The sequence below is a fragment of the Pseudomonas sp. 34 E 7 genome (assembly GCF_900005715.1).
Lineage (GTDB): Bacteria > Pseudomonadota > Gammaproteobacteria > Pseudomonadales > Pseudomonadaceae > Aquipseudomonas > Aquipseudomonas orientalis_A.
This window is the reverse complement of sequence record NZ_CVTX01000099.1, coordinates 120,528-133,295: the sequence shown is the minus strand read 5'-3', so window position 1 is coordinate 133,295 and position 12,768 is coordinate 120,528. Positions and strand designations below refer to the sequence as shown.

Here is a 12,768-nt window from a genome sequence, read left to right as displayed (position 1 = left end):
TGGTTGCGCGGCAGCACAGCGGCGTCGGTCAATACCTGGACGTGAGCATGACCGACTGCTCGTTCAGCCTGAACGCCATGGCCGGCGCGGGTTACCTGGCCTGTGGGGTGGAGCCGGAGCGGGAAACCCATGTGCTCAATGGCGGCAGTTTTTACGATTACTACCGCACCCGTGATGGGCGCTGGATGTCGGTGGGCAGCCTGGAACCGGCGTTCATGCAGCAACTGTGTGAAACCCTGGGGCGACCGGAGCTGGCGGTGCACGGTGTGAAGCCTGAGCAACAGCCGGCACTCAAGCGGGCGTTACAGGTGGAGTTTGAAAAACGCAGCTTTGCCGAGCTGTGCGCGTTATTTGCGGGCGTGGATGCGTGTGTCGAACCGGTGTTGAGCATGAGTGAAGCGCTGGCGCATCCGCAGTTGCAGGCGCGCGATTTGATCAGCCAGGTGCCGAGGGGGGATGGTTCGACCCAGGCGCAGATGGCCTGCCCGCTGAAGTTCTCCGAGGGGTTGCCGGCACCACGGCATATCGGGGCGGCGGTCGGTGCGCACAGTGATGAAGTGTTGGTGGAGTTGGGGTTGAGCGCTCAGCGGATTGCGGATTTGCGGCAGGCCAAGGTGATTGGGTGACTGTTCTGGCCTCATCGGGGGCAAGCCCCCTCCCACCTTTGATTTGTGAATACATTCAAAATGTGGGAGGGGGCTTGCCCCCGATGAGGCCCTCACTCCACCCGAGTCTCCCCAGTGAACACAAGAGTATGCCGGCACCGCCGACACAGGTACCGCCGCCCCTGGCCGACCATCCCATGGCGCTGGGCTGAAAACGCAAAGTCACTGTCGGCACACGGGCACCGGTAGATATAGCGAGTCACCTGGCGTCGCTTGACCGCATAGGTGTGACAACGGTCCGGCGGCAGTTCGTAGACCCCACGCATGATCAACTGCCATTCCTCTCCATGGGGCTGGATGCGCTCGCCAAACAGTTGGTGGGCAATCAGGTGCGCCACTTCGTGGGCCACGGTCTGCTTGAGGAAGTGTTGGCTGTTTTCTTGGTAGAGCTGAGGGTTGAAGCGCAGCAGGTTTTCGTGCAAATGCGCGACACCGGCTTTCTGGCCCCGCAGCTTGAGGCTGACGGTGGGGCGTTTGAAGCTTCGTTTGAAAAAGGATTCGGCTTGCAGGAAACAATCTTCGACGCGGGTATTGAGTTGCTCGGGCATGCTGTACATATCTCCAGAGACGCCCAGTATGCCGCAAAGCAGGGGGTTTCCGAATCTCTCAGGCGCCGAATGGTCATGGCTAACGCAAAAAGCCACCTTCTCGGTGGCTTTGCCTGCATGCCTGGGGCTCAACTGGTGTAGATGGGCCCGACGCCCAGGCCCCAGACGATCACGGTAAACGCCATGATCGCCACCAGCACCACCAGGCCCACGGCCAATACCGAGCTGGAGAACAGAAAACCTTCATCCGGGTCGATACTCATGAACGTCGGCAAGCCCACATACAGCAGATACACCGTGTAGCAGATCGCTGCGGTCCCCACCACCATACCCAGCCACATGTGCGGATAGAGCGCCGCCAGCCCGCCGATAAACAGGGGCGTCGCGGTATAGGTGGCAAAGGCCACGCAACGCGCCATGCTGGGGTTGGCGTCATAGGTGCGGGCCATCCAGTGAATGAACGCGCCCATCACCGCCACACCGCCCAGCATGGCGGCGTACGACATCAGGGTCATCCACAGCGCGCTTTCCTGGGTAAGCATGACCGGGGCGCGGTTGCCGATGACCCAGCCGACCCGGGTGGTGCCGATAAACGCGGAGATGGCGGGGATCGCTGCGAGCACCAGCGTGTGAGTGAGGTACATGTGGCTGATGCTTTCTTCTTTATCGCCACGAATTTCCCGCCATTCCTGATCGGGATGGGTAAACAGCCCCACGACGTGATGGATCATGCCGGTCACTCCTGTCGTTATTCCTATCGCCCCCATCGGAGCGCCCACCGGCCAACTGGCCTGCAAGGTCTGGATAGTTGTGCGACCTCACGTCGCAGTATAGGAAGTGATACCCGGGAAAACTGTAGGGCCTTTAGAGTAAATCGCGCTGTAAACACGGGGCTTAATCGCCGCTGGGTCTGTGGATGGCAATGTGATCCAGTGTGGGAGGGGGCTTGCCCCCGATGGCAGTGTGTCAGTCGAGGTAGTTGCTACTGATACACCGCCATCGGGGGCAAGCCCCCTCCCACATTGGAACTTGGTCGTTCATACCGGTAAAATCCCCGGCTTTTCGTCACACACCTTTAGCGGATCCAAGCGCCATGGGAACTCTTACGGTCAACCAGAACAAACTGCAAAAACGCCTGCGTCGCCTGGCCGGTGAAGCGGTCGCTGATTTCAACATGATCGAGGAGGGCGACAAGGTCATGGTCTGCCTCTCCGGCGGCAAAGACAGCTACACCCTGCTCGACGTGCTGCTGCACCTGCAAAAGGTCGCACCGATCAAGTTCGAGATCGTTGCCGTCAACATGGACCAGAAGCAGCCCGGCTTTCCCGAGCATGTGCTGCCGGCCTACCTGAACGAGCTGGGCGTCGAGTACCACATTGTCGAGAAAGACACGTATTCGGTGGTCAAGGAACTGATTCCGGAAGGCAAGACCACCTGCTCGCTGTGCTCGCGCCTGCGGCGTGGCACGCTCTATACCTTTGCCGATGAGATCGGCGCGACCAAGATGGCCCTGGGGCATCATCGCGACGACATCGTCGAAACCTTCTTCCTGAATATGTTCTTCAACGGTTCGCTCAAGGCCATGCCGCCCAAACTGCGCGCCGATGACGGACGCAACGTGGTGATCCGCCCGCTGGCGTATTGCAACGAGAAGGACATCCAGGCTTATTCCGACTTCAAGCAATTCCCGATCATTCCGTGCAACCTGTGCGGCTCCCAGGAAAACCTGCAGCGCCAGGTGGTCAAGGACATGCTGCAGGAGTGGGAGCGCAAGACCCCGGGGCGCACCGAGAGTATTTTTCGCAGCCTGCAGAATGTGATCCCGTCGCAACTGGCCGATCGCAACCTGTTCGACTTCGCCAGCTTGAAAATCGATGAGACGGCCGCCTCGCGTTTCGTCAATGTAGTGAACCTCTGAGCCGCATCGAGGCTCTAGTACACGGCGCTTGCGGGCGCCGTTTTCCATTCAACTGCCAGGAGAGGGCATGCGCGATTACAAGTGGCTGCACGAATATTGTCTGAACCGCTTCGGTTCGGCGGCCAAGCTGGAAGCCCATCTGCCTGCGCCCAAGACCCCGGCACAACTGCGCAGGATCAGCGATGATCGCTACCTGTCGACCCTGGCGCTGCGAGTCTTTCGTGCGGGCTTGAAACACAGTGTGGTCGACGCGAAATGGCCCGCGTTCGAACAGGTGTTTTTCGGCTTTGATCCGGAAAAAGTCGTACTGATGGGCGCCGAACATCTGGAACGGCTGATGCAGGACACGCGCATCATCCGCCACCTGGGCAAGCTCAAGAGCGTGCCGCGCAACGCGCAGATGATCCTGGATATCGAGCAGGAAAAGGGCAGCTTCGGTGCGTTTGTCGCCGACTGGCCGGTGACCGATATCGTTGGGCTGTGGAAATACCTGAGCAAGCACGGCCACCAGTTGGGCGGGCTGTCGGCCCCGCGTTTCCTGCGCATGGTAGGCAAGGATACGTTTGTACCGAGCGATGACGTGGTGGCGGCGCTGAATGCGCAGAAGATCGTCGACAAGGCGCCGACCAGCCTGCGGGATTTGGCGACGGTGCAGGGCGCGTTCAACCAATGGCATGCCGAGAGTGGGCGGCCAATGTGCCAGTTGTCGATGATGCTGGCCTACACCGTCAACCACTGATCGTTGATCGTTCCCACGCTCTGCGTGGGAATGCATCCTGTGACGCTCTGCGTCACCCTTACACAAGGTCTGGGACGCGGAGCGTCCGGGGCAGCATTCCCACGCGGAGCGTGGGAACGATCGTCAGAGTGTGTCAATCGGCGAGTCGCCGATTCAACTGATGCCGCCAGCGCACATACAAGAGCGCCGTACAAAACACCGCCAGGCTCGCCAGCATTTCCAGCACTCCGAAGCCCTGGCGGTTCGGGTCATACGCGGCCAGTGCGCCCTTGATGAAATACAGGTTCACCACAAAGCACATCCACGAATGCCCACGCGCGCTGCCTGTGATCATCCCTGGCGCCAGCACCAGCAGCGGCACCAGTTCGATCAGCAGGATCACCCACGGGCGCGCCCCGTGCAGGTCGGCGACGAACAGGTAATACGCGCACAACAAGCCCACCAGGCCGAAAAACGCCAGCAGACTCAGTGCGCGCGCCAGCTTGACCCGTGGTTCCAGCCACGCCTGGGACGGCAGGACCTTAGGCTTTCTGGCCAACGCCGTTCTCCAGCAGTGTGGCGGTCTTGGCCAGACGCAGGCCCAGGGCGCGGCACAGACTGATTTCATGCGGGTCGAGCAGACGCTTGCCGTCAGGCCCGGCGTGGTGGCTGGCGCCATAGGGCGTGCCGCCGCCCTGGGTGTCGAGCAGCGCCTGTTCGCTGTAGGGCAGGCCGGTGATCAGCATGCCGTGGTGCAGCAGCGGCAGCAGCATCGACATCAGAGTGGTCTCCTGGCCGCCGTGCAGGCTGGCGGTGGAGGTGAACACGCCGGCGGGCTTGCCGACCAGGGCGCCGGTGAGCCACAGGTTGCTGGTGCCGTCGAGGAAGTACTTGAGCGGCGCGGCCATGTTGCCGAAACGGGTCGGGCTGCCCAGGGCCAGGGCCGAGCAGTGTTTCAGGTCATCCAGGCTGGCATACAGCGCGCCTTCGTCCGGGATACTCGGCGCCACGGCCTCGCACTCGGTTGAGATCGCCGGCACGGTGCGCAGCCGGGCTTCCATGCCGCCTTGCTCGACGCCCCTGGCAATCTGCCGGGCCATTTCGCTGACCGAGCCATTGCGGCTGTAATACAACACCAGCACGTAGGGCGCAGTCACGGCAGGATCTCCAGCACGTTTTCCGGCGGGCGGCCAATGATGGCTTTATCGGCGGTTTCCAGGATCGGGCGTTCCATCAACTTGGGGTGTGCAGCGATGGCGGCGATCAGTTGCGCTTCGCTGAGGCTGGCGTCGGCCAGGTTGAGGCTTTTGTATTCATCTTCGCCGGTGCGCAACAATTGGCGGGCATTGAGGCCAAGTTTGGCCAGCAGGGCCTGCAATTGTGCCGCGTTCAGCGGCGTTTCCAGATAGCGCACCACGGTTGGCGTGAGGCCGCGAGCTTCGAGCAGTTCAAGCGCACCGCGGGATTTCGAGCAGCGCGGGTTGTGATAAAGCGTCAGATCGGTCATGTGCGGGTCGCATCTTGCGTAAGGTGGCGGGTATTCTACCCGTGCTGGCGCCTGTCCTTAAACCGTCAGAGGCGATAGGCCGCAGCCCACGTTCATTTTTGCGAAGGATTACCCCATGACAAGGCGACTGATCGGAGCATTGGCGATCATCACAACCCTGCTGCTCAGCGGCTGCGGTAACGATTACGGCGTTGACCAGTACGGCCAGAAAGTGCCGGCCGAACGCCTGGACAAGCAGTGGCTGGTGGTCAATTACTGGGCCGAATGGTGTGGCCCGTGCCGCACGGAAATCCCCGAGCTCAATGCCCTGGCCGAACAGTTGAAAGCGCAGAACGTGGGCGTGTTCGGGGTCAACTTCGACAATGTGCAGGGTGAGGAGCTCAAGGCTGCCAGTGACAAGCTGGGCATCAAGTTCACCGTACTGGCGCAGAACCCGGAGGGCATCTTCGATATTCCGCGTAGCGAGGCGCTGCCGGTGACCTACATCATCGATGACCAGGGCAAGGTGCGCGAGCAACTGATGGGTGAGCAGACGGCGGAGGGCGTGTTGGCCAAACTCAAGGCCTTGCGCGGTTAAAGTGTGGGAGGGGGCTTGCCCCCTCCCACATTTGGACCTCGTCAATCCTTGGACGGGTGGTGTTAGCCTTCTTCAAGCCACAAGCGAATCGGCTTGCCTTCGGCGGGCCAGAACCGCGTCTGCTCGATCGGCGAGATATCCCAGCGCTGTACGCCTTGCAGGGCCTGGAAGAAGCGGTGCTCCTGCTCCATCAACGCCTCGGCGCACAGTTTGCGGGTGCTGCCGATCGGGCCGAAACTGAGCTTCTCGCCTTCAAGGGTGTATGGCGCAAACCAGTGGTTGCAGCCGCCATTGCCATAGGCGCGACCATCGGCACCGAGGGTCACGGTCAGGTGCGCGTAGTCCATCAATGGTCGCTCGCCGATCCACTCCACCACATAGCTGTGATCCTGCTTGAGCTTGACTGCATCGCCGGCGCAGCCGCTCAGGGCCGTACCCATGGCGGCGAGCAGCAGCAGGCCCTTCATTGCGCGGCCTGCTGGCATTTCGGGCAGCGGTGACTGTCGCCTTCGCTGGCCCAGCCGAGTGCTTTGATGCGGGCATTGGCGGCCGGTTGCAGCGGTTCCTGGGTGAGCCTGGTTTCCACCGCGAATTCGAACTCCAGCACGCTGTCGCAGCTGTCGCAATTCACCTTCCAGGTGTGAATCTCCAACTCGCCGAATTTCGGCCCCTGGGCCATGGCGACCCACTGGCCCGCCGGGCGGATGGAATAGCGCGCGTCACCTTCCACGGTCAGGCGCATCGACAGGGTTTTGCTGCCGCGCAGGGTGACGATCAGCACGTCGCCATGCTTGATCGAACCACCGTTGCCGGTGACTTGATAACGGCCCGGCACCAGGGCGCGGCATTCGATCAGAGTGTGTTGCGGGCTCAGCAAGCTGAAGCGGAAATCGTGTTCGGCCATGGATCCTCCAAATAGGCGCGGCATCCTATCACGGGTGCCGGACTATCATGAGCCCGGTATGTGACCGCTGATCATCCCTCGACGAGGTTCTGCGCGTGGCCGTCGGCCCACGCTGCAATATTGGCCAGTGTAGTGCCAGCAATCGCCGCCAGTGCCTCGCGGGTCAGGAAGGCCTGGTGGGCGGTGATGATCACATTGGGGAAGGTCAGCAGGCGGGCGAGCACGTCGTCTTGCAGGGGCAGGTCCGAGCGGTCCTCGAAAAACAGCTGGGCCTCTTCTTCATAGACATCCAGCCCCAGGTAACCGAGTTGGCCGCTCTTGAGCGCTTCCACCAGCGCCGGCGTGTCGACCAGGCCACCGCGGCCGGTATTGATCAGCATGGCGCCCGGTTGCATGTGGGCCAGGGTGTCGGCGTTGATCAGGTGCCTGCTGTCGGCCGTCAGCGGGCAATGCAGGCTGATGACCTGCGCCTCGGCGAGCAGTTCGGGCAGGCTCACGTAGCGCGCGCCCATGGCTTGGACCTCAGGGTTGGGGAAGGGGTCGTGGGCCAGCAACCGGCAGCCGAAACCGTTCATGATCCTGGCGAAGGTGGCGCCGATCTGCCCGGTACCGACCACACCGACGGTTTTGCCGACCAGGTCGAACCCGGTGAGCCCGTGCAGGCTGAAATCGCCATCGCGGGTGCGGTTGTAGGCGCGGTGCAGGCGCCGGTTCAGGGCCAGCACCAGCGCCACGGCATGCTCGGCCACGGCGTGGGGCGAGTAGGCCGGTACGCGCACCACGCTCAGGCCCAGGCGCTTGGCGGCGCGCAGGTCGACATGGTTATAGCCGGCCGAGCGCAACGCAATCAGGCGCGTGCCACCTTTGGCCAGTTGCTCGAGTACCGGGGCGCTGAGGTCATCGTTGATAAAGGCGCAGACCACCTCATGGTGTTCGGCCAGGGCCACGGTATCGAGGTTGAGGCGGGCGGGTTGCAATTGCAGCTCGATGCCCTGGGGGAGTGGCTCAGCGCTAAAACTGTCGCGGTCGTAGGCTTGGCTGCTGAAAAGAATGACGCGCATTGAAAGGGGCTCCCTGCGATTTACACGTGAAAAATGCCTGTAGGAGCGAGCTTGCTCGCGAAAAACGTCAACGATAACGCGTGCTTCCTGAATGAGCGCGGTGCCTGGGAGTTTTTCGCGAGCAAGCTCGCTCCTACAGGTATTAGGGCAAGCCCCACCTGAAAATAGCGTCAGGCGCTGACCCGCGCTTCACTGGCCAACCGTGCAATTGCCATGTCCAGTTCATCCAGTGCAGCCATGGCCTTGGCGTCGTCCTGCTTGAGCAGGGTTTCGGCGCGCTGGCAGGCCGCGCGCAATTGCGGCACGCCGCAGTAGCGCGTGGCGCCATGCAGGCGATGGACGCGTTCGATCAGGGCATGATTGTCATTGGCTTCACGGGCGACCGTGATCGCCAGGCGATCGGCTTCCAGGGAGGCCAGCAGCATGGCGAGCATGTCCGCCGCCAGGTCGGCCTTGTTGGCGGCCAGGCGCAAGCCTTCCTCATGGTCCAGCACCAGCAGTTGCACGCCTGGGCCGGGGCCTTCGGGAACGCGTTCCGGCCCTTGGTTGCGCAGGGCCAGGCCGGTCCATTTCAGCACCACCTGGGCCAGTTGCCGCTCGCTGATAGGTTTGGTCAGGTAATCGTCCATGCCGCTTTGCAGCAGGGCGCGTTTTTCGTTGGCCATGGCATGGGCGGTGAGGGCGACCACCGGCAGCGGCGTGCCATGGCGTTCGCTTTCCCATTGCCGAATCGCCTCGGTACTCTGGCGCCCGTCCATGCCCGGCATCTGCACATCCATCAACACCAGGTCGAAGGTTTCCTGCTTGACCGCGTCAATGGCCGCATAGCCGCTTTCCACGGCCATGACCTTGGCGCCCATATCTTCAAGCAGGGTTTGCACGAGCAACAGGTTCGCCGGGTTATCGTCCACGCACAGCACGCGCGGCGCACGGCTGGACAATGGCTCGCCCGGTTCGTTGCGCAAAGGGCGCGGGCTGATCAGGTCGGCCAGGGACCGGCGCAGCTTGCGCGTACACGCAGGCTTGGCCTGCAACTGGCTGTTGGGGTTGGGCACCGATTGGTTGAACAGCATCTGCTCGGTCGTCGGGCACAGCACCAGCACCTTGCAGCCCAGGTGTTCGAGGTCCCACAAGTGCTGGTTGAGACGCTCGGGCGGGATGTCGTTGGCGGTGACGCCGAGCACCGCCAGGTCAATCGCCTGTTCGGTCTGGTGCGCGCTGGTAATGCCGTTGGTCAGGCTTTCCAGGGTGTTGAACGGGGTCACCTCCAGGCCGCAGTCTTCCAACTGGTGTTGCAGGGCCTGGCGCGCCAGCTCGTGGTTCTCCAGCACCGCCACGCGGCGTCCGAGCAGCGGCGCGCTGGGCAAGTCTTCAACGTCGTCGCGGGTCTTGGGCAGGTTCAGGCTGATCCAGAACTCCGAGCCTTCGCCCGGTGTGCTGTCGACGCCGATTTCGCCGCCCATCTGTTCGATCAGGCGCTTGGAAATCACCAGGCCCAGGCCGGTACCACCCGGCTGGCGCGACAGCGAATTGTCCGCCTGGCTGAAGGCCTGGAACAGCGCACGCACGTCCTGGTTGGACAGGCCGATGCCCGTGTCCTGCACGCTGATGCGCAGCTGCACGCTGTCTTCCTGTTCGTCCTCGATCATCGCGCGGGCAACAATGGTGCCTTCGCGGGTGAACTTGATCGCGTTGCTGATCAGGTTGGTCAGGATCTGCTTGAGGCGCAGCGGGTCGCCCACCAGTGACAGCGGCGTGTCACGATAGACCAGGCTGACCAGTTCGAGCTGTTTGGCGTGGGCGGCGGGAGCGAGGATGGTCAGGGTGTCTTGCAGCAGGTCGCGCAGGTTGAAGGGCACGCTGTCGAGCACCAGTTTGCCGGCTTCGATCTTCGAGAAGTCGAGGATTTCGTTGATGATGCCCAGCAGGTTGTCGGCGGATTTTTCGATGGTGCCCAGGTAATCCAGCTGACGCGGCGACAATTCGCTTTTTTGCAGCAAGTGGGTGAAGCCCAGGATGCCGTTGAGCGGGGTGCGGATCTCATGGCTCATATTGGCCAGGAATTCCGATTTGATCCGGCTGGCTTCCAGGGCTTCCTTGCGGGCCAGGTCCAGCTCGATGTTCTGGATCTCGATGGTTTCCAGGTTCTGGCGCACATCCTCGGTGGCCTGGTCGATGCTGTGTTGCAATTCCTCCTGGGCGTTTTGCAGGGTCTCGGCCATGCGGTTGATGCCCGACGCCAACTGATCCAGCTCCTGGCTGCCCAACGGCGGCAGACGGGTTTCCAGGTTGCCGTCCTTGAGCTGGGCCACGGCTTGCTTGATCTGGCCGATCGGCGAATTGATGGTGCGGCTGATGCGCAGGGCCAGCGCCGCGGTGCAGATCAAGCCGATTGCGATCAGCAGCAGGCTGGCGAACAGGCTGCGATAGCCGCGCAGCAACATGCCGTTGTGGGACAGTTCCACTTCGACCCAGCCCAACAGGCGGTCGGACTCATCCGGGATCAGCTCGCCCGCGAGGTTGCGATGGCGGCCAAACACGGGCATGAGGTAGCGGGTGGCATCATTGCCGCTGCGCTGCAGCAGGTGCGAACTGTTGCCGGTGGGCGGTTGATTGAGCATGGTCGGGCCGGCATGGGCCAGGGACGAGCGGTCCGGCGCCAGGATCGACACCGTACGCACATCCGGTTGTTCCAGGGATTGGGTCGCGATGCGCTCCAGCAGGTCCGTGTTCCTGCTGCTCAGGGCGGGTGCGACCAGCGGCGCCAACTGCTCGGCGATCATTTCGCCGCGTTGCAGCAATTGCGTCTGCAGTTCGGAGAGCTGCATCCAGGTGAAGTAGCCTCCCAACAGCAGGGCCATCAGGCTGGTCGGCAATAAAGTCAGCAACAGTACGCGGCCTTTTATTCCCATTCTTCTAAGCACGCCACTCTCCTGCTACCACATTGATATCAATCATCCACGCAGGCATCCGGCCCACGCCACGTGCGCAGTGTAGCCATTTGCGCCCTCGGGAATCTCGTAAATTAGTGACATGTCGCAATCTTCGGGCGATTCGGCGCCGGCCTGCGTCTGGCGGGAGAAACAGGAGGGAGGTACCGATGAGGCTGACTTGGAACGTATCTTCGCGCGCTTTATTCGGTTGGACGGTTTACGGCCCGGGCTTGCGCATTGCGCGCAGGGCCAGCGTGTACCTTTGCACCTGCCTGCCCGTTAGCCCTCAGCGGCGGCGCAATTTGCGTTTCTTCCACTGGTGCGCGACCCACCAGCGCCAATATCCCATGGTCAGGCAGTAGGCCAGGGCACCCAATACCAACCCGCAGACCACCGAGCCCAGCAGGAATGGTTGCCACATCGTGCTCAACTCGCCGCTGATCCATTCCCAGGTCAGGTTATCGGGCAGGCTGCGCGGCGGCACGTTCATCAACCAGGCGCCGGTCATGTAGGTGCAGAAAAACACCACCGGCATCGTCACCGGGTTGGTCAGCCACACCAGGCTGACGGCAATCGGCATGTTGCCGCGCACCACGATCGCCAGGATCGCGGCCAGCAACATCTGCAACGGGATAGGGATAAACGCGGCAAACAAGCCCACGGCCATGGCGCGAGCCACCGAGTGCCGGTTCAGGTGCCAGAGGTTCGGGTCATGCAGCAGGGTGCCAAGAAACTGTAATGACTTGTGTTCCCTGATACTGCTGGGGTCGGGCATGTACCGTTTGAATAAGCGCCGGGGCATAGGGGGTCCAGGTCAGTTCGAGGGGCAAGTATGCGCGTATTCTATAAACAGAAAATTCAGACTTTGTGACAAAACATCAAAGGCGCCCCTGGGAACTCCGGCTAAGACTGAGTGAGTCATTGAAAGGAATGATTCATGAGGACAGGGATGTTCGCGCTCGCGCTGGGGTTACTGACCCTGCGCTTTCTTCCGGCGTTGCCGCCCACAGGATGGCTGTTGGCCATGCCGGTGCTGGCCTTGATGCTACTGCCGTTTCGCACCTATCCGCTGGCGTTTTTCCTGCTGGGCGTGAGCTGGGCCTGCATCAGCGCGCAGTGGGCACTGGATGACCGATTGCGCCCGGCGCTGGACGGCGAGACGCGTTGGGTGGAGGGGCGTGTGGTCGGGTTGCCGCAACAGACGGACACCGGCGTGCGCTTTGAACTGGCCGACAGCCGGTCGCGCAAGGCCCGGCTGCCCAAGCGCATCCGGGTGTCCTGGCACGGCGGGCCGCCGGTGCGCAGTGGGGAGCGATGGCGCTTGGCTGTCACCCTCAAGCGGCCGTCCGGGCTGCTCAATTTTCATGGCGTCGACCACGAGGCCTGGCTGCTGGCGCAACGCATTGGGGCCACGGGCTCGGTGAAAGACGGCCAGCGCCTCGCGCCGGCCCGCAACGCCTTGCGCGACAGTCTGCGTCAACGCCTGATGGCCACCGATGCGCAAACCCATGAGGCCGCCCTGGCGGCCTTGGTGCTGGGTGACGGCTCCGGGCTGCGGGCGGAGCAATGGCAGGTGTTGCAAGACACCGGCACCGTGCATTTGTTAGTCATTTCCGGTCAACACATCGGCTTGCTGGCCGGGCTGATCTACGCACTGGTGGCCGGGATGGCCCGTTACGGTTGCTGGCCGCGCCACCTGCCATGGCTGCCGTGGGCCTGCGGCCTGGCCTTTGCCGCAGCGCTGGGGTATGGCCTGCTGGCGGGGTTTGGCGTGCCGGTGCAGCGGGCCTGCGTGATGGTCGGGCTGGTGTTGCTGTGGCGGCTGCGCTTTCGACATCTGGGCGCGTGGTGGCCGTTATTGCTGGCGTTCAATGGCGTACTGCTGCTTGAACCCCTGGCCAGTCTGACGCCGGGCTTCTGGTTGTCATTTGCGGCGG

At 62.5% G+C, this 12,768-nt stretch carries 15 protein-coding genes; 5 read left to right on the top strand and 10 right to left on the bottom strand.

Annotation, left to right across the window (positions count from 1 at the left end):
• The coding region (locus BFP96_RS07590; protein ID WP_139113364.1) for a CoA transferase at positions 1–626 on the top strand (626 nt) is incomplete at its 5' end.
• Between the two features lie 92 nt (positions 627–718).
• On the opposite strand, the gene BFP96_RS07585 is transcribed toward BFP96_RS07590, so the two are convergent.
• Complete coding sequence (locus BFP96_RS07585; protein ID WP_065897567.1) at positions 719–1,213, bottom strand: SprT family zinc-dependent metalloprotease; 495 nt, start codon at positions 1,211–1,213, stop codon at positions 719–721.
• 128 nt (positions 1,214–1,341) lie between these two features.
• The gene (locus tag BFP96_RS07580) at positions 1,342–1,944 is read right to left on the bottom strand and encodes a Yip1 family protein (protein ID WP_057721811.1); all 603 of its coding nucleotides are present in this window, start codon (positions 1,942–1,944) and stop codon (positions 1,342–1,344) included.
• A 362-nt stretch (positions 1,945–2,306) separates the two neighbouring features.
• Here BFP96_RS07580 and ttcA point away from each other — a divergent pair, with 362 nt between their 5' ends.
• Both ttcA and BFP96_RS07570 read left to right on the top strand, forming a co-directional pair.
• Positions 2,307–3,131, top strand: coding sequence for a tRNA 2-thiocytidine(32) synthetase TtcA (ttcA, locus tag BFP96_RS07575; protein ID WP_065894954.1), 825 nt, complete (start codon positions 2,307–2,309; stop codon positions 3,129–3,131).
• 67 nt (positions 3,132–3,198) lie between these two features.
• Positions 3,199–3,870, top strand: coding sequence for a DNA-3-methyladenine glycosylase I (locus tag BFP96_RS07570; protein WP_065894955.1), 672 nt, complete (start codon positions 3,199–3,201; stop codon positions 3,868–3,870).
• 133 nt (positions 3,871–4,003) lie between these two features.
• On the opposite strand, the gene BFP96_RS07565 is transcribed toward BFP96_RS07570, so the two are convergent.
• Genes BFP96_RS07565 through arsC form a run of 3 tightly spaced genes read right to left on the bottom strand, consistent with a single transcriptional unit; the run spans position 4,004 to position 5,356 of the window.
• On the bottom strand, positions 4,004–4,408 hold the full coding sequence (locus tag BFP96_RS07565) for a DUF2069 domain-containing protein (RefSeq protein WP_065894956.1): 405 nt from the start codon (positions 4,406–4,408) through the stop codon (positions 4,004–4,006).
• Positions 4,392–5,006, bottom strand: a complete 615-nt coding sequence (gene wrbA, locus BFP96_RS07560) for an NAD(P)H:quinone oxidoreductase (protein ID WP_065894957.1) — start codon at positions 5,004–5,006, stop codon at positions 4,392–4,394. The genes BFP96_RS07565 and wrbA overlap by 17 nt, the downstream gene beginning before the upstream one ends.
• Positions 5,003–5,356 carry an arsenate reductase (glutaredoxin) gene (gene arsC / locus BFP96_RS07555; RefSeq protein WP_065894958.1) on the bottom strand — a complete coding sequence of 118 codons (354 nt, stop codon included), beginning with the start codon at positions 5,354–5,356 and terminating at the stop codon, positions 5,003–5,005. Before arsC ends, wrbA begins: the two co-directional genes overlap by 4 nt.
• 115 nt (positions 5,357–5,471) lie before the next feature.
• On the opposite strand from arsC, the gene BFP96_RS07550 reads away from it, so the two are divergent.
• Positions 5,472–5,933, top strand: coding sequence for a TlpA disulfide reductase family protein (locus tag BFP96_RS07550; protein ID WP_065894959.1), 462 nt, complete (start codon positions 5,472–5,474; stop codon positions 5,931–5,933).
• A 62-nt stretch (positions 5,934–5,995) separates the two neighbouring features.
• On the opposite strand, the gene BFP96_RS07545 is transcribed toward BFP96_RS07550, so the two are convergent.
• The 5 genes from BFP96_RS07545 to BFP96_RS07525 form a co-directional block, all read right to left on the bottom strand.
• Positions 5,996–6,400, bottom strand: a complete 405-nt coding sequence (locus BFP96_RS07545; protein ID WP_065935954.1) for an META domain-containing protein — start codon at positions 6,398–6,400, stop codon at positions 5,996–5,998.
• On the bottom strand, positions 6,397–6,837 hold the full coding sequence (locus tag BFP96_RS07540; protein WP_065935953.1) for a hypothetical protein: 441 nt from the start codon (positions 6,835–6,837) through the stop codon (positions 6,397–6,399). The genes BFP96_RS07545 and BFP96_RS07540 overlap by 4 nt, the downstream gene beginning before the upstream one ends.
• 71 nt (positions 6,838–6,908) lie before the next feature.
• Positions 6,909–7,898 carry a 2-hydroxyacid dehydrogenase gene (locus BFP96_RS07535; RefSeq protein ID WP_065894961.1) on the bottom strand — a complete coding sequence of 330 codons (990 nt, stop codon included), beginning with the start codon at positions 7,896–7,898 and terminating at the stop codon, positions 6,909–6,911.
• A gap of 170 nt (positions 7,899–8,068) precedes the next feature.
• The gene (locus tag BFP96_RS07530) at positions 8,069–10,822 is read right to left on the bottom strand and encodes a response regulator (RefSeq protein WP_065894962.1); all 2,754 of its coding nucleotides are present in this window, start codon (positions 10,820–10,822) and stop codon (positions 8,069–8,071) included.
• A 295-nt stretch (positions 10,823–11,117) separates the two neighbouring features.
• Complete coding sequence (locus BFP96_RS07525) at positions 11,118–11,633, bottom strand: DUF2062 domain-containing protein (RefSeq protein ID WP_065894963.1); 516 nt, start codon at positions 11,631–11,633, stop codon at positions 11,118–11,120.
• 135 nt (positions 11,634–11,768) lie between these two features.
• On the opposite strand from BFP96_RS07525, the gene BFP96_RS07520 reads away from it, so the two are divergent.
• Positions 11,769–12,768: ComEC/Rec2 family competence protein (locus BFP96_RS07520; RefSeq protein WP_139113367.1), on the top strand; the 1,000-nt coding region annotated here is incomplete at its 3' end.

Bases quoted from the DNA above. Each gene is read 5' to 3' on its own strand.
- BFP96_RS07545 (WP_065935954.1), bottom strand. From the start codon at position 6,400: ATGAAGGGCCTGCTGCTGCTCGCCGCCATGGGTACGGCCCTGAGCGGC.
- BFP96_RS07535 (WP_065894961.1), bottom strand. From the start codon at position 7,898: ATGCGCGTCATTCTTTTCAGCAGCCAAGCCTACGACCGCGACAGTTTT.
- ttcA (WP_065894954.1), top strand. From the start codon at position 2,307: ATGGGAACTCTTACGGTCAACCAGAACAAACTGCAAAAACGCCTGCGT.
- BFP96_RS07550 (WP_065894959.1), top strand. From the start codon at position 5,472: ATGACAAGGCGACTGATCGGAGCATTGGCGATCATCACAACCCTGCTG.
- BFP96_RS07580 (WP_057721811.1), bottom strand. From the start codon at position 1,944: ATGATCCATCACGTCGTGGGGCTGTTTACCCATCCCGATCAGGAATGG.
- BFP96_RS07540 (WP_065935953.1), bottom strand. From the start codon at position 6,837: ATGGCCGAACACGATTTCCGCTTCAGCTTGCTGAGCCCGCAACACACT.
- BFP96_RS07570 (WP_065894955.1), top strand. From the start codon at position 3,199: ATGCGCGATTACAAGTGGCTGCACGAATATTGTCTGAACCGCTTCGGT.
- arsC (WP_065894958.1), bottom strand. From the start codon at position 5,356: ATGACCGATCTGACGCTTTATCACAACCCGCGCTGCTCGAAATCCCGC.
- BFP96_RS07585 (WP_065897567.1), bottom strand. From the start codon at position 1,213: ATGCCCGAGCAACTCAATACCCGCGTCGAAGATTGTTTCCTGCAAGCC.
- BFP96_RS07525 (WP_065894963.1), bottom strand. From the start codon at position 11,633: ATGCCCCGGCGCTTATTCAAACGGTACATGCCCGACCCCAGCAGTATC.